This window comes from Calothrix sp. FACHB-168, assembly GCF_963889195.1.
GTDB classification, from domain to species: domain Bacteria; phylum Cyanobacteriota; class Cyanobacteriia; order Cyanobacteriales; family Nostocaceae; genus Aulosira; species Aulosira anomala_A.
In genome coordinates this window covers 1-23,501 of record NZ_CAWPNJ010000068.1, presented here as the reverse complement: position 1 = coordinate 23,501, position 23,501 = coordinate 1, and the positions used below count along the sequence as shown (strand labels likewise).

Annotated in this window: 14 protein-coding genes; 5 read left to right on the top strand and 9 right to left on the bottom strand. The window is 41.5% G+C overall.

Annotated features, from left to right (window positions below):
* Positions 1-173: 173 nt before the first annotated feature.
* From AACW45_RS32540 to AACW45_RS32505, 8 genes are all read right to left on the bottom strand, one after another.
* A complete protein-coding gene (locus tag AACW45_RS32540; protein ID WP_242045808.1) occupies positions 174-4,160 on the bottom strand; it encodes a beta strand repeat-containing protein in 3,987 nt (1,328 codons plus the stop codon).
* A 133-nt stretch (positions 4,161-4,293) separates the two neighbouring features.
* Positions 4,294-5,880, bottom strand: coding sequence for a right-handed parallel beta-helix repeat-containing protein (locus AACW45_RS32535; protein ID WP_190637220.1), 1,587 nt, complete (start codon positions 5,878-5,880; stop codon positions 4,294-4,296).
* 40 nt (positions 5,881-5,920) lie between these two features.
* Positions 5,921-9,841, bottom strand: a complete 3,921-nt coding sequence (locus AACW45_RS32530; RefSeq protein ID WP_190637218.1) for an Ig-like domain-containing protein — start codon at positions 9,839-9,841, stop codon at positions 5,921-5,923.
* Positions 9,838-11,370, bottom strand: a complete 1,533-nt coding sequence (locus tag AACW45_RS32525; protein WP_190637216.1) for a DUF11 domain-containing protein — start codon at positions 11,368-11,370, stop codon at positions 9,838-9,840. Before AACW45_RS32525 ends, AACW45_RS32530 begins: the two co-directional genes overlap by 4 nt.
* Before the next feature lie 210 nt (positions 11,371-11,580).
* Positions 11,581-12,150, bottom strand: a complete 570-nt coding sequence (locus tag AACW45_RS32520; RefSeq protein WP_190637213.1) for a DUF11 domain-containing protein — start codon at positions 12,148-12,150, stop codon at positions 11,581-11,583.
* A gap of 133 nt (positions 12,151-12,283) precedes the next feature.
* Complete coding sequence (locus AACW45_RS32515) at positions 12,284-14,881, bottom strand: beta strand repeat-containing protein (RefSeq protein ID WP_190637211.1); 2,598 nt, start codon at positions 14,879-14,881, stop codon at positions 12,284-12,286.
* Positions 14,882-15,705: 824 nt separating this feature from the next.
* Positions 15,706-16,401, bottom strand: a complete 696-nt coding sequence (locus tag AACW45_RS32510) for an NAD-binding protein (RefSeq protein ID WP_190637209.1) — start codon at positions 16,399-16,401, stop codon at positions 15,706-15,708.
* A gap of 154 nt (positions 16,402-16,555) precedes the next feature.
* Positions 16,556-17,890: a TrkH family potassium uptake protein gene (locus AACW45_RS32505; protein ID WP_190637207.1), complete on the bottom strand. Its 1,335-nt coding sequence runs from the start codon at positions 17,888-17,890 to the stop codon at positions 16,556-16,558.
* Positions 17,891-18,041: 151 nt separating this feature from the next.
* Between AACW45_RS32505 and AACW45_RS32500 the strand changes: the two genes are divergently transcribed.
* The 5 genes from AACW45_RS32500 to AACW45_RS32480 all read left to right on the top strand — a co-directional run bounded on the left by AACW45_RS32500 (position 18,042) and on the right by AACW45_RS32480 (position 23,281).
* Positions 18,042-18,884 (top strand): methyltransferase domain-containing protein, encoded by an 843-nt coding sequence (locus AACW45_RS32500; RefSeq protein ID WP_190637205.1) that lies wholly within the window; start codon positions 18,042-18,044, stop codon positions 18,882-18,884.
* The gene (locus AACW45_RS32495) at positions 18,884-19,819 is read left to right on the top strand and encodes a homogentisate phytyltransferase (RefSeq protein ID WP_190637203.1); all 936 of its coding nucleotides are present in this window, start codon (positions 18,884-18,886) and stop codon (positions 19,817-19,819) included. The genes AACW45_RS32500 and AACW45_RS32495 overlap by 1 nt, the downstream gene beginning before the upstream one ends.
* A 4-nt stretch (positions 19,820-19,823) precedes the next feature.
* Complete coding sequence (locus AACW45_RS32490; RefSeq protein WP_190541515.1) at positions 19,824-20,291, top strand: tetratricopeptide repeat protein; 468 nt, start codon at positions 19,824-19,826, stop codon at positions 20,289-20,291.
* Positions 20,292-20,848: 557 nt separating this feature from the next.
* On the top strand, positions 20,849-22,282 hold the full coding sequence (locus AACW45_RS32485) for a tetratricopeptide repeat protein (protein ID WP_190637200.1): 1,434 nt from the start codon (positions 20,849-20,851) through the stop codon (positions 22,280-22,282).
* A 423-nt stretch (positions 22,283-22,705) separates the two neighbouring features.
* The gene (locus tag AACW45_RS32480; RefSeq protein ID WP_190637198.1) at positions 22,706-23,281 is read left to right on the top strand and encodes a Uma2 family endonuclease; all 576 of its coding nucleotides are present in this window, start codon (positions 22,706-22,708) and stop codon (positions 23,279-23,281) included.
* Here the strand turns inward: AACW45_RS32480 and AACW45_RS32475 are convergent.
* Positions 23,264-23,501, bottom strand: a 238-nt coding sequence (locus AACW45_RS32475) for a hypothetical protein (protein WP_206758489.1), incomplete at its 5' end; no start/stop codon positions are given. The genes AACW45_RS32480 and AACW45_RS32475 overlap by 18 nt on opposite strands.

The window sequence follows — 23,501 nt, the reverse complement described above, 5'->3', positions numbered from 1 at the left end:
ATTCCACCCACGGATCGGAGTTTTGTAGGGGCGGGTTCACCGATATCTTGATTTATTCACAAAGAACCAAATAAACCTGCCCCTACTGACATCTGACACACAAAGCGCAATAAATATGCGATCGCTTCTTGAGATGGAGGAGCGATCGCATAAATTAAGTAATTAATGAAAGCTTAATTCACCTGGGCGCGGAACCGAACAAAACCATAAGAATTAGTAGGTGTTCCAGGTGCGGTTGCATTTGGCACATCACCTAAATTAACAACCACAGCACCGTTTGTATTGGGGATTGTGGTATTGGGGTCGCCATCACAGTCAATTTTCGGGTATTTTGTAGTTGGTTCGACCCCAGGAAGGAAGTATTGAGCAATATCTCCATCATCAGCATTACTGTAAGCTTTGATACTGCCATTGAAATTGATCGCAATACCGCGATCGCCTGAACCACTGGGATCGGGAGTTACACCTGTGTTGAAAGCAGTCGGGTTAAAGGTAGTATTTGCTGGGACTAAATCGCAGAACAGAGCATTCTTGGCTGTAACATTTCCTCCAGACAGGAAGTAAATCGTATATTCAATTTCATCCCCAGGAATGATTTTGCCACCATTGACACCACCAATCAATAAAGTGTTGGGGTCAGGCCATTTATCTGTATCTGGCTTGGCTGGTGGGGTTGGGTTATCCAAGGTATTGTCATCATAGGGATTACCTGCTTCATTAATATAAGCTGCTAAGTTATCCCCACCATTGGTAGTAGTTGCATTATTAATTTTGGTGATTCTTTTTACCAAAAGTACGTTAGGATTGCTCACCTGAATACTGAGTTGATAATCTTCCACTTCGCCATTACCCACCGCACCGTTAGGGGTAGAAGTCGTTAAACTAGCACTATCACTCAAGCGAAAACGAGCATAGGTATTTCCGACTGTTAATCCAGTAATACTCGTCCAGTTGAGAGTGACATTTTGCGGACTCGCATTATTGGGAATGGATTGCGCCACACCTTCAGTAGCTTCAAATTGACCATTTTTATTCAAGTCAATCCAACCAACTAACTTAGCTTCACTCCCGGTTGTATTGGTGACGTTAACAGTTGCTGAGTAGCTAGTGCTATTTGTGGTTAAAGTAGTGGAGAAAGTAACACCATCTTCATCATCTGTAGCTGTAGTATCATCAGCCGTGGCGCTAGCATTTTGTAATGTACCATCATCAGCATCGGCAACATTAGTACCTAGTTTTAAGGTATTAATAATTGTATGACTGGCTCCGCCATCACTACTAGTGGTTTGATAGTTCCCTGCGCCTGTACCCGTTCCTGTATCCGGTGCATCCCCATAGTCAATATTAGTAATAGTCAGTTGATAATCTTCCACTTCGCCATTACCCACCGCACCGTTAGGGGTAGAAGTCGTTAAACTAGCACTATCACTCAAGCGAAAACGAGCATAGGTATTTCCGACTGTTAATCCAGATATACCCGTCCAGTTGAGAGTGACATTTTGGGGACTCGCGTTGTTAGGAATAGATTGCACCACACCTTCAGTAGCTTCAAATTGACCATTTTTATTCAAGTCAATCCAACCCACTAACTTAGCCGCACTCCCAGTAGTATTGGTGACGTTGACAGTTGCTGAGTAGCTAGTACTGTTTGTGGTTAAAGTATTGGGGAATGTAACACCATCTTCATCATCTGTACCTGTGGTATCATCAGCCGTGGCGCTAGCATTTTGTAATGTGCCGTCATCAGCGTCGGCAACATTAGTACCTAGTTTTAAAGTATTAATAATTGCATGGCTGGCTCCACTATCACTACTAGTGGTTTGATAGTTCCCTGCGCCTGTACCCGTTCCTGTATCCGGTGCATCCCCATAATCAATGTTGGGAATAATACTAAGTCTGTAATCTTCTACCTCCCCATTTCTACCGCCACCGATAAAATCGCTGGTAGTGAGAGGATCGTTATTAATCCGAAACCGAGCATAAGTAGTTCCTGTAACTAAGCCACTTAACCCTGTCCAGTTGAGGTTGACATCTCCATTAGTTCCAGTAGCTATAGTTTGTACTAAACCTTCACTTGCTTCAAATGTACCATTGCGATTAAAGTCAATCCAACCACCTAAGTAAGCATTAGCGCCAGAGGTATTTTTTACCTTGATTGTGACAGTGTAGTTAGTAGCATTATTTACTAAGGTATTAAAACTAGTGACACCATCTTCATCATCACTAGTCAGAACATCGTCACCATCAGCATTGACATTCGGTTGACCATCCGTATCTTTATCAGTAGCAATAGTACCTAAAAATATATTAGTACTCAATATCTGACTGGCTCCGATTCCTTCGCCACTGCTATTGGTTTGATTTGTACCGTAGGTATCAGGAGCATCACCAAAGTCATTATCATCAACATCAGCAATGATGGCTGTATTCACTAACTGTTGGGAAGAGCCAAACACCCAAGTATCCATGAAGCGCGTATCTCCGATAGAACCAGATGCAAAATTCCCCCAAGTGTGTCGTCCATCAACAGTTCCTGATGTTCCGCCGTTGGGAAGGTTAGACTTACCATTTTGAGCACTTAAGTAAGTTTGATCGTCCCAGTAAACTTGAGTGGGACTTGTGCTTGACGATCCAGTTGCTTTCCAAATTGTTAATCCATTGCCTCCTCCTAGAGTACCACTTGAAGTTCCACCACTAGTTTCTGAGTCAAAGGCAACGAAGTGATATTCACCAATTCGGATTTGCAGTTTAACTGGATAAGTACCAACAGGAAGAGCAGTACCATTGGCATCAGTTCCATTCCAAGTAACTTGTTTGAGAACGTTAGCACTTATTGTGCCAAAGAAAACTTTATCGCCAGCCCCAAACACTCCATTTTTATTAGTATCTATAGTGAGTTCATAAGTTCCATCTACATCAGTTGTAAATTCAAAGCTACCTGTATCTTGAATACTAGCGGTGGCTGGATTAGGGGTAATGGTATTGTCTTCTCCTGATGAATCAATAAATCTAAAGTTTAATATGTTTGGTGACACAGGTTCAGGTAACAAAGGCGAAAATGACATTGCTGTAGGATAGGACAGATAAATCGGAAAATTACGGTTACGTGGCGGAGAACCCAAAGCAGGGTTAGCAGCAGGGGTACTACTAGGCCCTGGGGCGCTATACCGTGAGTAAGGTGGATTCAGACCAATGCCATTGGCAATAATATCGTGTCTTTGGGGAGCAAATTGATTTAAGTCTAGTTTCCAAATATATTCTGTACTAGGTCGCCCACCAGGAGTTCTGACATAAAAATCCCCATCATAAGATCCGGCGTTAGCGAAAGAATTTCCTGCATTAAATGCCCAAGCTGGTGCCCAAACTCGCCCTAAAGTTGATTTGGGATCGGGGTTAGTAGTTGTGTTGGGGGTAACGGTAAAATCCCAATAGGTGAGTGCAGCATTATCCGCAGTCGCATTACTATCATTGAAACGGATTTCATAAGTGCCTGCTCCACCGGCGGGGATTTGAATCTTAATGGCATTAGTTAATGCGCCATTAGGATAAGCAACTTTAGTACCACTACCCACATCCGCAGTACAGATAGCTGCTGTTGTTTGAGTTGCAGTTCGAGCATTTCCTGTGGTGATCCGAATAGAACTAAAGTTACTACCTGCAGTCGCAGTATTAGTTAGTCCGCCAACGACAGTACCCCCACCCCTACTAGGTACAAGTGTGGCATTGTTGTAGTTAATTTCATTACCAAAACCAAGACCGGATGGTGATGCGGTACCTGTCCCTGCTGGGCCGAAAATTTCCACATCAGCAGTATTACCAGGGGCTGACGTACACAGGGAGATATTGATTACTTCTCCTGCTTCAGCATTGATAAGCACTGGACGATCATGTGGGGGTGCAACAAAGCTAGCATTATTGTAAGTAGTTTCAAATAGATATACATTTAATCCATTACCAGTAGCAGCGCCTCCAAGTTGACTAGTAGCTTGGTGAATACCTTCGGAACGTGCTAAGGGAATAAACCACAAATAAATACCACTAAAGTTAATTGTGAAGATAAAAGCCATGAAAGTGGTAAATAAGAACCGCCAACAGCGATCGCGTCTTTGACGGGCAAATATTTTTAATAGTCTCCACTTATGTTGGCGAGTAATTTTCATATATGTCTTTTTTAGAACTTTATATATACATATAAATACTGCTATCGTGAAACTGATGTAATTTATACCTCACGCCTAATCAATCGAGAGGGAAAATCTTAACCGGAAAGAACAGAGGTAGAGGCTACATCAATTACTGAGTAGTTGTAGGAGATATGGCTTTGAGGGAGCGAATCAGGGCTAGATCTGCTGGTTCAGATGTTCCATACTGGGGATGAATTGCGATCGCACTTAACCGTTCTCCGTTCTTTAGGTTTCCCAATTTCACAGAGAATCTACCATCGCTATTGGTATTTACTGTGGCGATCGCTTCGTTTAATGTGCCTATATTGCTATTGACTTCACTGACTTTATAAATTTCCACGACAGAATCAGGAACCGCTAAACCATCCAGGGTTACTGACTCATCTTGTAAAATAAAAAACTCCCGACTGAGAAATTTGGGAGCATCAATGCCAAAGTTACCCGCCTGACGGTGACGTTGATAGCTGTCATGGACTGGATTTACCCCATCGCCTTGTTGGTAGTCAATAACACCCACATTTTGCTGACTTACCAAGTCAATGCTTAGTCCCTGTAGTTTGGCAAATTGGTTATTTTGAATTTTGTTACCTTGGCTTTGGGGATAAGCGGCGATTGTTACCCCTGTCCCTGGCTGATCGGTGATTTTGTTATTCACCACTTCATGTCCCTTCCCCATCAGGTAAATTGCGGCTCGTTGCAACTGCTGACCGTTATTACTGATGGTGTTATTGCGAATTTTTACTGCCCCTTCTGGTTTAAATAAGTACAGGCCACTGCCAGCATTAAATTGAATGGAGTTAGCAGTAATTTGAGCGTTGTTAATTATACCTTCTAAACGAATGGCATCGGGCATTCCTGCCAAGCCATTGTGAGAAATAATGTTGTTTTTAACTTGTAAATTTTCTGCTCGTACTGAGGTAATAATACCGCTACCATCATGATGGGCAATGCGATTATTTTGGATGATTGTTCCCAGACTGTTAAACACAGATACGCCAAAAGCCGAGGTTTTAGTAGGAATACTTGCATCTGGTGCTATACCCAGCCAGTTATTTTCAATAACCACATCTTTCGGCGGTGTAGAGGAGAGATTTTGATACTTTTTATTCTCGAAAACTTCCGAAAGTGGTGCAATAAAAATATCTGCGGGGGGGAGACTCGCAGTAGCGCCATGACGAGCATTAAATCCATAGATACTTAAGCCGCGAATAGTCACCCCATCAGCAATTACAGTAAAACCACGGATGATATCTGCATTTTTATTAGGCGTAATGGCGACAACGGGTGATTTAGCCTCATCATATCCTGGTTGTGTAGTGCCATCTATTAGCAAACCAGGACTAGCTAGAGGTGGTAATAATTCTTGGAGTGCGATCGCTCTTTCTTGAGGTGGTAAATTAAACTCAATGCGGGAGGATAAATTATTACCAAGGCTTTGCACCTGAGTTTTTTCGCGATCGCTCAACTGCTCAATTGACAAGGTACCATTAACAAGTGCGATCGCTTCTCGTAAAGTCACTACATCATCAGCCTTTATCGCCCCATCTTGGTTGCTATTTACCACTACTCTGATAGAAGGTAGGGGAGACTGACTTACAGCGATTTCTGCCAATGTCAATACTAAAATAGCCGTAGTCAGAATTTCATTCCCGAATACAGACCGATAAAAATTGATTAATTTAGAAAAAACCTTCATATATTTAACTTTTCATCTAAAATCTGAAAAATAGACAATACTACAGCATTTTTGTCTTGATATTTCCTAATGTTGAATTTTTTTTCAATCGTTGCACCACAGATTCTTGTTGCTGGGGTGGTGCAATTTTTTGCTGTCCAAAACCATCAAATAATTCGTTGAGTTTGAGTGTTAAACCCAAATAAGCGCCACCTGCGGAACGAGTACCGGAAAAATCGCGGTCATCGACTCTACCAAACACGTAGCCAGCCGCCAAACGCAAGTTAGGACTAAGATAATAACCCGCTTCAATTACAAAACCTGTTTCGGTGTAAGTAGATTGATTAATTACCCGCGCCTCACCCACTAAATCCATGCTGTATCCCAGGCGATAGGTAGCGCGAAATTGTGCCAGATTTACTGTATTCGTACCAACTAAATCGTTAGCTAGGTAAGAAGTACTTTGACGCAGGGCATATTTACCATAAAATTCCCATTGCCAGTTAGGTGCATAAATAGCTTCTACTGCAAAGGTATGGTCTTCTGAACCAGTACCGCTTCCTAAAAGGATGGTATCAGGAGTAGTTGCGGGATTTTGCCGATATTCATAACGCAAAAGGGCGTTAAATTTATCGTCGTTGGGGTCGCGGTAAGCTAAACCCACCTTCAGGTTGACTGTATCTCCTAATCCTGTCAGCCGTTGATTAGCAGAATTTGCTTGTTGATAACGTACCAAAGCTGTCAGAGATGGAGAAATTTTCCCCGTAGCTGCTGCTGAGATGACGGTATTAGAACCACCAGAGGAACTACGATGTTCGTAGCGGGCGCTGGCTTGAAAATCAGGGTTATCACTGTATTCTAGTCCAACACTGTAACTATCGCCACCATCAAATCCAATGGAAGAAGCGCTTTGACCAGGGGCGAAAGGTTGGGCAAATTGCTGACCTGCGCCAGTGCGTTGGAAGAAACTACCAAATACATGTTCGTAAGCCAAATTTAACCGCAAACCAGGAGCAATAGTCCAGCGATTATTCAAACCAATTGCGCCTTGGGTAGTGATTTCGTTAGCACCGCCCAAAATTGAGTAACGACCAGTGATGGTGGTATCTCTACCGAGTTTGTGTTCCCCGTTAACACTGAGGCTAGTAATAGAGTTACCAGAAAGTTGACCGCCACTGTAAAATTGTTGTGCGAGGCTAACATTAATCCCAGGAAGGACAGCCCAATTCAAACCAAAAATTGTCCGGTCTGGATAGACCGCATCTTTAGAGGCAGATAAAGTTAGTTCATTTTGCGCTTGGAAAGTCAGGTTTTTGGCTATGGGGATAGTCAGACGCGATCGCAGTTGGTCAGAATTACTACGGAGATTATTTGTAGCCATTCTATCTTCCCGGTTGCGATGAATCCATTCCACATCAGCAGTAACAGTACCGAACTTTTGTTGAATTCCGGCGGAAATTGTCGTTAAGGAGTTATCAACCTTACTTCCGGGAACTGCTTGCGCACGGGGTGAAAATAATTCTTCAAAGGTATCTAAAGGTTGGGGTGCAATGCCAAAATTATCTTCATGGTCATATTGCAATCGCACATTTGTAGTTGAGGAAACTTTACCTGTAACTTGCGCACCATAGCGAGTTTGACCGGGAACAAAGCTAATCGTGGCATTATTAGCAAAGCCAGTATCGGCAAACCGATAATAAGCACGACCTTGAATACCTGGTAAAATCTGTCCTTCAGCCTCTACACGATAAGCTGCACCATTAACTTTACCCATGACATCCGAGTCATTACTGGAATGGGCATATTCAGCGATTACCTTACCCTGAGAACCCAAACTAATAATGGCATCTGCACCGTAGAGTTCAAAACTACGCACCCCTTGATTTTCTCTAATATAGGTTGCGCCTATCCAACTTTCACTGTTAAAGTTACGAGAAAAGTTATATTGCAAACGCGCTGCATAGATATTGCTGTTGGAGTCCTTGCTATCGTATTGATAGGTAACAACAATCCGCCGCACTAAAACCTGACCATATTCATCAACATCTGTACGCAGAATTGGTTGACGGAACAATAAAGTTCCGCGATCGTAGTCGATTTCGTAGTCTGGGCCTCGGTTTAACTGCTGGCGTTGTAAAACAGTACCCGGACGATTCAATTCTTCTAATTCTAAAAAGACATTTTCGCTTCCTGGTAGCAAGATGCGGCGAGACAGGAAATAATAACCGCTAGTACCATCAGGAGCAATGGTATCCCGTTGAAAACCCTCTAAATTGTTACCGTAGAACCCAGTAAATTGGAAATTCCCTAAATTGTAATTGGCTTTAAAACCGTGGAGTTGACGAGTAATTGCTGTAAATTGCTGTGATGAACGGGCAAATTCCTCAGTATTGTAGTCACCCCACATCGCATAATCGGGGCTAGCACCAGGAATCTTTGGAGAACGCTCTAAACGTAGAAATAGGCTATCAATAGAGGGTGTAACTACCTCTACTCTCGAACTATCGCCATATACAGGATAGTTTTGTTCGCTGAATTGGTTACTGCGAAATAGGCGATTATCGCAGTTGCAGTCTTCGTTGAGAGTGCGAGAACTATTGTATGCGCCAGTAAACAACCATTCACCGATCGCACCTGTAGCAAATACTGCTGAGTGAAAATCTAACTGAGTACTGTTGTCTTTATCTGGGGGGAGAAAATCACGGAAACTACCGTAATAATTCGTACCTCTAGCCCCGAAGCGCAAATCCACTACCCCAGTCAAAATACTTGGACGCAAAGCGGTTTCAAATTGTAAGCTTGTAAAAGCTTCTAACTGATTAGCATTAGCTTTAATAGTTACTGTTTGAGCATTTAAACTAGATTTCAGCTTGGCTGTAAATTCTCCTTGCTTCACCTCTACCTGAAATCCTGGTTGATCGGGTTTAAAATCTGCACCGATAAACTCCCCAGCATTGGCGGCTAAAGTAACAACAGTATCCCATTTAGAAGGGTTGTTATTGGCATCTAACAGCCTTCCTTTGATTGTAGCTGTAGAACGCCCATCTGCGGGAATCCGCGCCTCTACAGTTTCTAATTTTATTTGTGTAGGTGTTCCCCGCACCATCACTCGTCTACTTACAGCCGGTGCAGTTGAACCGACAATTTGAGCAGTAATGGTATTTTCCCCTTCCTTTAAAGAAACCCCATACCATGTCTGCGTAACTAATTTAGTTGCGGAATCAGTAGCTGTACGTCCAATTTGTGAAGGATCTGCTAACTGTCCATTGACTCGTAATTCTACTTTGGCTCCTTCAGAAAATTCGAGAATTACTGTAGTAGCTGCCACATCAAGTATTTCATCAGGTGTGGGAGTGAGGATTTTAACGCTGTTAGTTATATCTGGTGTAGATGTTTGTGTCCCATTGGCGATTTTTTCTAAGCCTCTAGGTAACTTAATATCAGATGTTGTTTGGAAGGGTTGGATACCAGCAGTAGCAGATAAATTTTCCTTATCAGATGCTACTTGCTGTAAACCTCTAGATAATTGAATGTCAGAGGCTGGTTGAAATGGTTGTATGCTACCAGTAGGTAATTGTTGATCGGATGTTACTTGCTGTAAACCTTTAGATAATTGAATATCAGCTGCTGGTTGAAACGGTTGTATCCCAACGGCTTCTGTTGCGGATGGCGAACAGAGGGAAGAGGTTTTTTGCTCTGTAATTTCTGATGTCACCTTGGTGTTGCAACGGTTTAAGTCCTCGGACAAACTCGCAAAGTTAGCTGATAGTTGTTTCTCTTCAGACTTGGTGCTGTCTTCAACCTCTAACTTGTTTGTGACTAAAGAGGATATTTCTTCGTCCCTAAAGTTCTGTTGTTCTTGAATAACCGCAGTATTTTCTGCTCTACCAATGACAGGATACAAAATTACACTTACAGTCCCAGCTACAGCCGCGATTAATTGCAAATTGACAAGATGGGTATGGTGCAGTCTGGTTTTCATTTCTTCACCTCTGAGTTAAAGGTGGGAGTGACTGCAAAGTTCATGCGTACCATACCACCAGGTTCTAAACGCACTAACCGAGATTGGCTATTGCGTTCGCGGAAGCGGACATTAGGTGCAAGGGTATAGCCAGGAAGACTACTCAAATCGAGAACGCCTGTATGGTTTCCTGGTAAAACGTTGGCGAGAGAAAACAAACCATTGGGATCTGTGGTGATGCGATTCCCATCTTCTAGGAAAATCACTGCATTTGGTACGCCGGGTTCGCCTGGTTGTTGTTCGCCATCAAAGTTTTTGTCTACGAAAACCCGACCGATAATCGTACCGCAATCAGAGACGATTCCCGGCCGAATTTTTAAAGAGTGAGTAGCTGGCCCATCTTTGACAGCGAAATCGTTATCTATGCGTTGGGCGTTAACAATTGCTGAATTGCGCCCAGAACCGCGCACCGCATCAGGTGTCAGTTGGGTAGCGTAGGCTATATTGATAATGCTACCAGGTGCGATCGCTTCTGTAGTCCGCAGAATAATTTCCGATCCACTAGTTTCGGCGGTAAAGGTGATTGCTTGACCATTAGTTTCACCCCGCACCGATTGCGGCAGAAATTTGAAGCCCAAAGGCAAAGTATCATTAACTACTATATTATCTAATGTACTGTCAGCAACATTTTTCAGGGATAGACGATAAATTACCGTATCTCCAGGTTCAGCAGCAGCGCGATCGGCTGTTTTAATAATTTGCAACTGTTGTGTTTGACACATACCTAAATCCAGTTGCATCGGTAATAAATCTAGTCCAATGCGTTCAGCATCGGAGATTAAAACCGTATCACTGAGCTGGGTTGTACCTTGAACGCTGATTGGTAAACCATCGAGAGAAGTAGCTGTATATTGAACCAGCCTATTACTACCTTCACCAGAGTTACTAACAATTGTTAATTTAATGCGTCTTTGCGTATAAATAGAGTTGGCAGGTGGATTGACTACCAAAATATAAGTTTTACCTTGATCGGCTTGTCCCTTATCTTGATCGAATAAGAAGTTGTAATATCCCTCAGTCGCATCTGTCAGCGAAAAGGGGTTAACATTGTCAGCATTTGGGTTAATGCCTTTAGAAATATTATTATTAGGAATATCCGGTATTTCTGTTCTGGTTAACGATACTAATTGTCCTAGTTCTGTACCTAGCGGATCGCTAGCTAAGGGTTCATATAAAGCTACAGAAAATCCTTGATAATTAGGTAATTTTTGCCCACCACAACCAAGGATTCTGCCTAATGGGTCAATTAATTGTCTAGAGGTAGAAATATTTTCAACGAGACTAGAACTGCCTTGAAACGTAGATTGATTATCTTGATCTGTATAAGTATATGTAGCTTGGTTATTGATTGCTATCGGCGTAGTCTCATTATTAATTTGTGCAAAAACAGGTACTGGGGCTTGTAAGAAACTTCCTGCTAAGATGGTTATCGCTAACCGCTTAAACCAGCCACCATCAGAAATCTGATGCTGCAAACTTTGACGGCGCACTGAATTTTTCTCCTGTTGAATTGAAGTAAGTAATTAGTACTTGGTTATTTGCCATTGATTATTTGTTATTAATGATTACAAGAAATAAAGTCAGCAAAAATATGAAAAAATTTAATATTGCTAAAAGTAGGAATCGGCGTTGCTGAATCAAACGATTAAAGGCTCACGCATAGTTGCAATTGATGCAACGCCCTAAAATTTCCCATCTCGTTAACGCACTTGTACTTGATAAGTACCTTTAACTGTCTCTTTAGCTGCTACAGATGAGCCAAATTTCCAACGGATATGAGTGTAAGCGGTGGCTGGTGCTGGACGAGTTTCTTGTTTACCATTAGCAAGGGTGACTTTGATTGTTGGTTCTTCGACAAAGCTGCGTCCACTATCAATGCTGTAGGTAATCTTTGCACCTTGTTTATCATTGACGGTAGCAGATTTTAGTACATACACCATTCCTTGGGGAATTGGTTGATTGATGGTGAGGTTCTTGACGGCTTTATCGCCATTATTACCACCTGTGACTGTATAACGCAGTACATCGCCCGGTTGGACAACAACTTTACCTTGTAAAGCTTGCCATGTAACTGTTTGTTTACCTTGGCTATCTTGTTGCACTAGTTTTTTTTCTGCTTCTAAGCGCAACTGAATTTGTGATTTTGTGGCATTTTGCGCGATCGCACTACTGGACTGCCACAATGGTGTTAATACTAGTGACTGTGTAATAAATGGTGCTACTGCAACGATAGCAACTGCACCAATAGTAGCCAGAGAAAAACCTTTCATGAATAATACCTGCTTTAATTTCAAAAATTCTGATTTCAACGTATCTGTGTAGGTTGAATTGGCGGAAAGAAACTCAACATTATGGGTATTTTGTTGGGTTGCACTGTCGCTTAACTCAACCTACAATTTCTTCCTAGTTCACCTTCCGTCGGAAAGTAAAGGTTCTTTGTACACCAGGAGCAATTTGGACTGTAGTTTTCAAAGTATTCACATATTTGGTAACATCAGTAGCTGGTGTTGTGCCAGTTATATCTGAAGCAGAACTAGCACCTGTAGAACCACTGAAATAAGTAATATCTACATCTCCGGGCGCAGAATCAACAGCAGAACCGACAATGTTACTCGTATCAATAATACCATTGCCATCATTATCTTTCGCCCAGTTATTTTTACCATCATTAGGAGCGGTGCTTAAAGTGCCATCTTCAGTAATTACTAATTTGCTAACATTGAGAAGCCCATTATTAGCTCCATTAGTATTATCTTCCGCCGCAATATTCTTGTAACGGATTTGATACTCAATAATTTCTCCAGGTAAAGGAGTTCTAGGTATTGGACTTCCACTACCAACTACTGGTGTAGTTTCAAAATCACTTTGACCTGCTCTGTCTCCTGTTAAGTTATTTCCATTAGCATCTAAAACCCGAGACAGTTTCACCAGTTTCAAGAAACCTGTGTACACTCTGTCAATAGTAATGTTGCTGGTAGTGCCACCAATAGTAGCGGTAATAGGTACAGGATAACCTTTACCTGTGTCTGTAGAGAGTGCAGTATCTGCTGGCAAGTCAACGCTGACACTATAGTTAGTTGGTGTATTAGGAGCAACGCTAGGAATAGAAATTGCTGTACCATTTGTGAGACTAAACGATGTACCATTGTAAGTGTAGATAGCTGTTTGAGTAGCATAAGTAATAGTTACTTTCGTATCAGCCGGTAAATCTCCTGCTACTGCTGGTGGTGTAGGTACTAAAGTCACTGTATCGTCACTACTACCACCGTTAGTAAAGGTGTTAGTAAATGTCACTGCAGATGGATCGATTTTGGTACCGGGTGCTGTATTGGGAGGAACAGCAGAAGACTTGTTGGTAAAGTCCGTATTGTTATTATTGGTAGGGCCTAAAGCTCCTGGTTGACCATTGGGGCCATTGAGCAGGCTAGATGTATTAATTATCAAAACATTAGCTTCACCAAGCGACCCAGTACCAGTATTATCATTATTAGTATCTGTACCTGTGTTGGTTAGATCAGTTGAGTCATCTATATAACCATCTTCAACCACAGCTGTGGGCATAGTATCAGGAACACCGTCACCATTGCTATCAGTTCCAGGGAACACAGTACCATCATAGTTACTGGGTTGATTGTCTCCAGATTCTTCGTAAACAGGTAATGTTCCTGGAGTATTTGAAGTATTAGTACCCCCAAACAATTGCGCAATGTTAGCAATATTTAGAGGTGCGGTAGCTGTTGACTCGACTTTAACTGTTATAGAGAATCCAGTTACAGTTGTGCCAGGTGCAATAGAGGTTAGAGGTGCTTTGTTAATGAAACCTACACGAGTGGCAGTTGCTAGTTCAGTCGCAGTTGTTAGAGGATTTGTAGAGAAGCGTTTCCATTTCGCTGCATTAGCGTTTATTGTAACTGCCTCAGTAGTATAAACAGCTTCCCAATTAGTACCATTAGTTGTGGTGGGGACTGCATTTAGATCCGTACCTTTAGGAATTGCATCAGATATTAAGATGTATGTACCAGCAGTGCCATCAACGTCGATGTTCTCAATACCTTTCAAGTCCGCTGGTGTGATATTCGTACCTGCAGGAGCAGTGTTAGCAACATTTAAACTCAAGCCATAGGTAACAATATCATCAGTAACAATGCTCGGTGTACTGTTATTGTTGTGAGTATTGAGTGTTTTCAATAAGGTTGCCAAAGCATAATCTTTATTACCGACATTTGCTGTACCAGTTGCGGCTGCTTCTTTTTCTTGTTCAATTGGTATTACGCCTACTGCTTCGCCAAGTATTACAGGACTATCGAGGTTGTCCTTCGTATATACGTCCTTAGCACCAATTGTTCCTGTTGGTTGTAGAAGGACGTTTTGTTGATTTTGGGTGTTAATAGTATTGTTTGAAGTATCACCTAATGTGACATCAATAGTTTGACCAGGTACAGCAGCATTAGTTACTGTCACGGGAACGCGTACTAATACAGTACCATTTGGGTTGATTGAAGGTGTAAACGCTTCAGTACCACTCAAGTTTACCCAAGTTGTACCATTATCCGTACTGAATTGCAGTGCGCCAGAAGTAGTACCACCGTTCGGCAATATTCCTGAAACTGTTCCAGGGCCTGTAACTGTGGCTGCGTTAGGTATGCGGAATGTGGTGGGGTCGTTACCTGTGTTGGTAATGGTGAAGTTGTAAATTAATAAATCGCCAACTTGGACTGTACCACCTGTGGTATCGGTTATAGGCTTTGCTAGTATGTTAATACCCGTAACTTCCGCTACTATTACTGTTACAGTGTTGGATGTAGCATTAATGGTGGTAGTTGAATCGTTAGGATCTTCGTAAGTCGCAGTCGCGGTGTTGCTGATTGACTGTCCTGCTGCGGTTCCTTCTGCTAAGACTGGCGCAACAAACTGGAAAACCCCATTGCTTAATAATGCTGTTGCAACCAGTGCGCGAGAGAAACTGGAAGAATGTTTGATAAATCTCTGTTTTTTTGGCATGATGGAAGTGTATATATTCAATCAAAACTAGTCCTGCGATCGCAAGCAGGATTTTTTTTGGCAATGCAGTGAGAAATTGCTCAGTTAAAATAACCTAAAGCGATAAGCCTTAGGAATACATGTTTGAGGGATTAATGAGTTATTGACCTCAAGTTTTATGACAGCAGATATGCAAAACTATTTTGCCAATAGCTATGAGTGGTTTGTCTGGGTATATCAACAATCGCACTCATCAATCACCGGAAAATATTTGTATACGATGCTTAGTTTAATTAAAAATATACATTGTATAACTTAGTAAGTCTTCCGTAAAAACCATGATATTTTTTTTTGTTACTAACAAGAATGAATGAAAATGTGTTGCTGCCATTTAATTATGGTAAATCTATCTTTTAGTGACTGAATTTCCTGACAATTATCAGTCTATGGTGAAAAGATGAGGAAAATCTGAGTATCTTAGATAAAATATGGTTGTAGATATTATTGAATAAATTCAACCTAAATTTAATAGATATAAATAAAAAGATTAGATTCTAAATTGTAAAAATGTGGAAAATCTGAGGATGGGCAAAAGTTGCTCAAAACTCTTTTCAGCAACCGCTTAATAAACGCTTACATTTGTTACAAAGCTTAAACTATTGCGGAAATTACGGTTATAGGCTGGAAATGTGGAGGGATCGAGGGGGAGATTCCTGGCTGTAATTCCCGGTTCCCCCATGCGGAAGTCAAAAGTCAAAAGTCAAAAGTCAAAAGAATTATAATCCGGGCGTTTGCGCCTTGCTGTACTAGTAATTCTTGATGCGATCGCTCGCTGTAACTCAAGATTAAATAGGTAGGCGATTAATATCTTTATTATGGCCAATCACTACCATTGCTGTACCCCTTTCTAAGCGCTTATTCGGTTCGGGATTAATGAGAAATTTACCATCATGACTCACAGCTAATAAATTCAACCCATAGCGGTTACGCAGTTGCAATTCGGTGATAGTTTTTCCATGAAATTCATCAGGAACAATCACTTCAACAATACTATTATCGGGGTCGAGGTCAAAGCGCTCTAATATTGATGGTTTAGTGAGGGTGCGTGCTAAAGCACAACCTGCTTCGTATTCTGGAAATACTACATGATCTGCTCCCACTCGTTTTAATAATTTGCGGTGAACTTCACTAGAAGCTTTAGCTACGACATGGGGAACGCCGCCTTCTTTGACATTTAATGTGGTAATGATACTTTCTTGAATATAGTTACCAATAGCAACAATAACAGTATCAAATTCAAAAATTCCGGCTTCTTTGAGGGCGGCAGATTCTGTAGAATCTAATTGTAAAGCATGACCAACCATCTGCTCTGTCAATGCTTCAGATACGCGCTTTTCATCAACATCTGTAGCTAGGACATCGTAACCTAATTTATGCAGTGTAGAACAGACAGAGCGACCAAAACGACCTAAACCAATCACTGCAAATTGATGGTTATCTCTACGTAAACTGCGAAAAAAGCTTAATGCTGACAGGTTCACAAGTTTTATCCTTAAATAGCGCTCCCTGGGTTTAGGGCAAAAATTACACTGAGATCCAACAATATCGCCAAAATATTTTGGTCTATCAGTGTAAATTTTATCAGGTTATTTCTGAGGTTTTATGGGGATTTATCGATGGCGAGATTGATTTTCATTATCCGACTAACAGGTTTTCTTCGGGGTAGTGAATGCGGGTAGGGCGCGGATCGCCAAGGATAGCAGACATCAACAAGAGAACGCCAACTCTTCCTACATACATAGTCAGAATTAATATCAGTTTGGCAGATGTGGAGACTGTTCCTGTAATTCCTGTGGAAAGTCCGACTGTAGCAAAGGCTGATACTACTTCAAAAAGAATTTGGATAAAATCCAATTTGGGATCGGTGAGGGAAATTAAAACTGTAGATAAAATTACCATCCCTACAGAGCCAACTAACACACCGACAGCTTTTAAAATCAGGTTGATTGCTATTTTTCGTTCATATAATAATACTTCTTCTTTCCCTTGGAGAATTGATTGAGTACAACTGGTAAGGATTCTCAATGTTGTAGTTTTTATCCCGCCACCAGTACCGCCAGGACTAGCACCAATAAACATCAGCGCAATGGTGATAAATAAACCAGCAGTGGTCATTTTACCAATATCAATTGTGTTAAATCCAGCAGTTCTTGGTGTCACAGATTGAAACCAAGCTAATAAAAACTGATCGCGTAAATTAAACCCGCCAAAGGTTTGAGGATTTCTAAACTCGATAGAGAGAAAGGCGATCGTCCCAATAAACAGAAGTAATAATGTGGTGCTAGTTGCGACTTTAAAATCTAGGGATAAGATTTGACAGGCTGTTTTTCTAAAGAAGCGATCGCGTAACCACAGGTACATTTCTAAAATTACTTGATAACCAATCCCCCCAAAGATAATTAATGTTGTAATTGTGAAGACGACCAGAAAAGATGACTGATAGCCAATTAAGTTATCTTTAAACAGGCTAAAACCAGCATTATTCCAAGCATTAATACTATGGAAAATTGCTAGCCACAATCCTTTATCCCAACCATGATCGGGAACGAATGCTGGTAGTAATAAAAACACTCCCGTAATTTCAAAAATGAGGGTAGTAGCAATAATTGAGCGAATTACCTGGGCGCTACCACTAATTCCAGTTCGGTCTAAGGCTTGTTGAATAGCGATTTTGTCTCGCAAGTCAAATTTGCGCCCAATCAGCAAAATCAAAAAGGTGGTGGTAGTCATGTAGCCTAAACCACCAATTTGCGCTAATAGGGCGATAAAAAACTGACCCCAAAAGGAAAAATATGTGCCCGGATCGACTACCGATAAACCAGTTACACAAACTGCGGATGTTGAGGTAAATATGGCGACAATTGGGTCATTCCACTGACCGCTAGCAGTTGAAAAAGGCAGCATCAGTAGGAGAGTTCCTACAGCGATGACAGCTAAAAAGCCTAAACAAATTGTACGGGCAACAGTCATACCGGGGTAAGATTCATAAATTTTGTTAAGGGGGTATGCATGGGGTTTAACCTAGCAAAAATCAAAAACACCCTTATTCAATTAAAAACACACATGGTAGCCTACGAATATGTTGATTTAAATTCTGTTTCGTCTTAACACTGCTTACTTCATGAGTGCAACAATTTACCAACAAATTCAGCAGTTTTACGATTCCTCCTCCGGTCTTTGGGAAGACATTTGGGGCGAACACATGCATCACGGCTACTATGGGCCGAATGGGACGCATAAAAAAGACCGTCGTCAGGCGCAAATTGATTTAATTGAAGAATTGCTGAATTGGGCAGAGGTGGAAACGGCGGCAAACATTTTAGATGTAGGTTGTGGGATTGGTGGTAGTTCTTTATACCTGGCTGAGAAGTTTCAAGCTAGGGCGACAGGAATTACTCTCAGCCCCGTACAAGCCGCTAGAGCCACTGAACGGGCACAAGAGTTAAATTTGAGCGATCGCAGTCAGTTTCTCGTGGCTAATGCCCTAGAAATGCCCTTTGCAGACAATAGTTTTGACTTGGTGTGGTCTTTGGAAAGTGGCGAACACATGCCGGATAAAACCAAGTTTCTGCAAGAGTGCTACCGAGTACTCAAACCGGGCGGTAAGTTAATTATGGTGACTTGGTGTCATCGCCCAATTGATAACTCGCCGTTGACTGCTGATGAACAAAAACATTTGCAGGAAATTTACCGGGTATATTGTTTACCTTATGTGATTTCCTTACCAGAGTATAAAGCGATCGCGGATCAACTCCCCTTACAAAATATCCGCACGGCTGATTGGTCAATGGCTGTCGCGCCATTTTGGGATTTTGTCATTGATTCGGCGTTTACTCCTCAGGCGATTTGGGGTTTATTAACTGCTGGCTGGACAACGATTGTCGGCGCGCTGTCACTAGGTTTAATGCGTAGCGGTTATCAACGCGGGTTGATTCGGTTTGGGTTGTTGTGTGGGAATAAATAATGAATCTGTTTTCTGGACAAAAGGCTTTTGGGGTGTGGGGTCGCTGGCTTTATGCTTTTTGGCAGTTTTCCCGCCCACACACAATTATTGGTACCAGTTTAAGTGTCTTCGCTTTGTATTTAATTGCGATCGCTGCTGGTAATAATGGTAATTTTTTCTTCACACATATTTTCGGAGCTTGGCTGGCTTGTTTCTGTGGCAATGTTTATATTGTGGGGCTAAATCAACTGGAAGATATTGAGATTGACAAGATTAATAAGCCACATCTTCCTCTAGCTTCCGGGGCTTTTTCGATTACCCAAGGCAAATTAATTGTGGCGATTACTGGGATTTTCGCATTAGTAATTGCTTTGTTTAACGGCCCTTTTTTATTCGGAATGGTAGCGATTAGTTTAGCTATTGGTACGGCTTATTCTTTACCACCAATGCGCTTAAAACGCTTTCCTTTTTGGGCAGCTGTTTGTATTTTTTCTGTACGGGGAACGATTGTTAATTTAGGCTTGTTTTTGCATTTTAGCTGGTTGTTACAGCAAAACCTCTCGATTCCTGGCACAGTCTGGGTGCTGACGGTGTTTATTTTGGTGTTTACTTTTGCGATCGCTATTTTTAAAGATATCCCCGATATGGAAGGCGATCGCTTATACAATATCACTACCTTGACTATTCAACTAGGGCCGAAAGCAGTCTTTAATTTAGCGCTTTGGGTATTGACTACTTGCTATTTAGGGATGATTTTAGTCGGGGTGTTACGTTTAGCTGAAGTTAATCCTGTTTTCTTAGTCATTACCCATTTAGTAGTGCTGTGTTTGATGTGGGTACGCAGTTTAGCCGTAGAGACACAAGAAAAACGAGCAATTACCCAATTCTACCAATTCATCTGGAAACTGTTTTTCATTGAGTATTTGATTTTCCCTATCGCCTGTCTTTTGGCTTAGAACAATGCAAGAAACCTTTCACGTAACTGATGTTTTGGCGATTGTTGCAGTAGTTTCTAGTATCGCTTTTCTGATTTATTTTGCTGTCAAAACTTTGCTGACTTCTAATTTATTTCAAAAGGGTGTCAATCTTTATCAACAGCAAGATTATCAAGGTGCAGAAGCGGCTTTTCGCCAAGTTATGGCGCAGAATTCTACTAATGATATGGTACGCTTGCTGTTAGGAGATGTTTTAAGAGAGCAAGGTAACATTGCAGAAGCGAAAGCATGTTATGAAGATGCAATTAGTCACAGTCCGAAAAATCCTCAAGGATACTTGCGGTTAGCTAATGTGCTAATGCAACAAGAACAGCGCCAAGCAGCGATAGATAATCTGCAACAAGCGAAAGAGTTATTACAGAAGCAGCGTCAACCAGAAAAGGCTGAGAAAATTACTCAGCTTTTAGCCAAGATGAACGCGAAATTAAAGTAATAATATTCGCTGAGAAAACCCGCAACTCGTAGGGGCGGGGTAACCCCCATTGGTGTCAACTTAGCAGCAAAACCGCTTTGTGCAAAGGTTTTACCCTCACCCCCAGCCCCTCTCCCTGAGGGAGAGGGGAGCAAGAGATTCAATTCCCCTTCTCCCTGGAGACGGGGTTAGGGGATGAGGGCGCGAGGGTTTTTGTACAACACGCGCCGTATAGCTTTTAGTTTAAGTTGACACGTATGGGTTACCCCGCCCCTACAATTTGGCATAATTTATTTTTTGGAGTTCCCTTAGTATTTGTGCTAATTAAGGAATCATTGAGAATTGCTATAAAAATTAATATTTAATTAAATAAATCAAAATATCTGCTATTGATATTGTAGAAAAAATTAAATTATGAAATGATTTGCAAATTACTCAGGTCAGCTTAGGCATCAAGTAAAAATAAGTAGTGCGAGCATCTTGCTCGCGCGGGCAAGATGCCCGCACTACAAATATTAAATTGTTCAACTTATTTTTACACGACTCCTTAACTAAAGATAATAGGTATATTAGCAACTATGCTCAAAATTCAAACTCTGCTACCTGCGGCGATTATTGGTTTATGTTTGACTCAGGCTAATGTTGCTTGGGCAACAAATACTAGCCCAGATTCTCCAAAATTACTGAATTTATCTCAAGTAGGAACGACTCAAAATAAAAAAGCGATCGCGAGTTTTGAACAGGGGATTAATCTCTATACACAAGGCGATTTAAAAGGTGCTGAAGCGGCTTTTCGGAAAGCGATTGAAATTGAACCTAACTATGCACAGGCTTATATTGGTTTAGGGAATACCCTTGACGATCAAGGTAAACCCCAAGAAGCGATCGCGAGTTATCGTCAAGCAATTAGTATTAATCCTAAAGATCCTGATGCATACTTGCATTTGGGGTTAACTTTCACCAGGCTTAATCGCCTAGATGATGCGATTGCAGAATATCAAAAGGCGATCGCTATCTCACCGACAAATGCCGAAGCTCATTATAAGTTAGGTAATGCTTTTTACTATCAAGATAAATTAGCCGCAGCAATCGTTGAGTTTGAGACGGTGATTCGCCTAGAACCCAAAAGTCCGCTAGGGTATACGGCTTTAGGTAATGCTTTGTACGATCAAGGTAAAATCCCAGAAGCGATCGCTCATTATCAAACGGCGATGAAACTTGAACCTAAGTATCCTGAAGCTCACTATCGCTTAGGAATTGCTTATTACGAACAAGGTAAATTAGACGCAGCTATTAGTGAATATACGGAAACTATTCGCCTAGAACCCAACTATGCGCCAACTTATGCAAAATTGGGTAATGCTTTATACGCTCAAGGTAAAGCAGAAGAAGCGATCGCGCAATACAAAAAAGCCATTAGCCTCAATCCTAAATATACACCTGCTCGTTATTATTTAGGTAGTGCGTACCAAGATTTAGGTAAGCTGGAAGCAGCGATAGAAGAGTATCAAGCAGCTATTCGCCTGGAACCGCAACAGGCTTTAGGATATAACTTATTAGGAAATGTGCTGTACACTCAAGGTAAAACTGAAGCTGCGATCGCGCAATACAAAAAAGCTATCAGTCTCGATCCTAAATATGCAGAAGCTCACTATGATTTAGCTAGAGCTTTATATGAGGGGGGTAAATTACCAGAAGCTGCTGCTGAGTATACAGAAACCATTCGCCTAGAACCCAATCATAGCCGAGCTTACACGGGTTTGGGCAATACTTTGGATGATTTAGGTAAACCCCAAGAAGCGATCGCGCAATATAAAAAAGCTATTAGTTTAGATCCTAACTCAGGGTTCGCTTATTATAATTTGGGCATCACTCTCAATAGACAACAGCAACGAGATGAAGCTGTCGTTCATCTCAATAAAGCCAAAGCATTGTTTCAAGCGCAGGAAAACAAAGAAATGGTTGAGCGTGTTGAACAGTTACTTCAAAAAATCAACTCGCAAATCAATTAAGCAAATCCTGATCTTTGATGAAAGTGTGCGATTAAGAAGTAAAAAGATAATCCCCATAAATAAAGTAGGGGCGGGTTTACCAATATCCTTACTACCCAGAGACTATCTGGTTGAACCCGCCCCTACAGATCAGGAGCATCCCAAATGTGCAAAAACGCCCTCACCCTATAAGGGTGGGGCTAGAAATACGAAGCCTGCCTTCGCAGGCTATCAAACTTTTAGCCTGCGAAGGCAGGCTTTGTTGGTATAGCAATACCCTTCTAGGGTATTGCGTCAAAATTGGGATGCTCCCTACAGATCTGGAAATAAATGTTTTATTTCGTTCTATAAATAAATTTATTTGCTCAGTACCAGCACTCTTTCTTTTGCCTTTTAACTTTTTACTTTTACCTTATTCGGTATCAACCCAGCAGTTTACTCACTATGATCGCAACCAGAGACAACCTCACCCCGGATGATTACTTTGCTTGGGAAGCTACCCAACTGGAAAAACACGAATACATCGATGGTAAAGTTTACGCCATGAGCGGCGGTAGCGTCAATCACGGTCGTATTGCCATCCGTTTTACCGCTATGTTCGACAGTCATTTAGAAAATACAGCTTGCATTACTGGAAATTCTGATATCAAAGTCAATATTTTTGGTAGTAATAATTATACTTACCCAGATGCCAGCGTTACCTGCGACGATCGCGATAAAACCACAACTCAATATATTACCTACCCCTGTCTGATTGTCGAAGTTCTCTCCGCTAGCACCGAAGCCTACGACAGAGGCGGAAAATTCCGAATGTACCGCCAAAACCCAGCTTTAATTGATTACCTACTAGTCAGTTCTACTAGCATCGAAATCGACTTGTATCATAAAAACGATGCAGGCGATTGGTTAATTATCAACTACAAAGCAGGGGATACCATCGAACTTAAAAGCATTAACCTCAATTTCCCCATTGAGCAAATCTATCGCGGTTTAACCTTTGAATTAGAGAATGGGGAATGAAACAAAAGCATGACAAGTTGGGAAAGTACGATCGCACTTTTCCACAATTGAAGTTAACAGCATTTGGCGATCGCATTCAATCAGCTTGAAGGCGAAACCCAAGGAAGTTATCAGGCTGTTAAGTAGGTCAACCAAAAAAAACGTAAGATAGATAGAGTCGGAAATTAAGTGATAAATGATGCCTAGCGCGTTAAGAATAATACTAACTACTGAAGAAGAC

Bases quoted from the DNA above. Each gene is read 5' to 3' on its own strand.
- AACW45_RS32530 (WP_190637218.1), bottom strand. From the start codon at position 9,841: ATGAAAACCAGACTGCACCATACCCATCTTGTCAATTTGCAATTAATC.
- AACW45_RS32480 (WP_190637198.1), top strand. From the start codon at position 22,706: ATGATCGCAACCAGAGACAACCTCACCCCGGATGATTACTTTGCTTGG.
- AACW45_RS32500 (WP_190637205.1), top strand. From the start codon at position 18,042: ATGAGTGCAACAATTTACCAACAAATTCAGCAGTTTTACGATTCCTCC.
- AACW45_RS32495 (WP_190637203.1), top strand. From the start codon at position 18,884: ATGAATCTGTTTTCTGGACAAAAGGCTTTTGGGGTGTGGGGTCGCTGG.
- AACW45_RS32505 (WP_190637207.1), bottom strand. From the start codon at position 17,890: ATGACTGTTGCCCGTACAATTTGTTTAGGCTTTTTAGCTGTCATCGCT.
- AACW45_RS32515 (WP_190637211.1), bottom strand. From the start codon at position 14,881: ATGCCAAAAAAACAGAGATTTATCAAACATTCTTCCAGTTTCTCTCGC.
- AACW45_RS32540 (WP_242045808.1), bottom strand. From the start codon at position 4,160: ATGAAAATTACTCGCCAACATAAGTGGAGACTATTAAAAATATTTGCC.
- AACW45_RS32485 (WP_190637200.1), top strand. From the start codon at position 20,849: ATGCTCAAAATTCAAACTCTGCTACCTGCGGCGATTATTGGTTTATGT.
- AACW45_RS32520 (WP_190637213.1), bottom strand. From the start codon at position 12,150: ATGAAAGGTTTTTCTCTGGCTACTATTGGTGCAGTTGCTATCGTTGCA.
- AACW45_RS32490 (WP_190541515.1), top strand. From the start codon at position 19,824: ATGCAAGAAACCTTTCACGTAACTGATGTTTTGGCGATTGTTGCAGTA.
- AACW45_RS32535 (WP_190637220.1), bottom strand. From the start codon at position 5,880: ATGAAGGTTTTTTCTAAATTAATCAATTTTTATCGGTCTGTATTCGGG.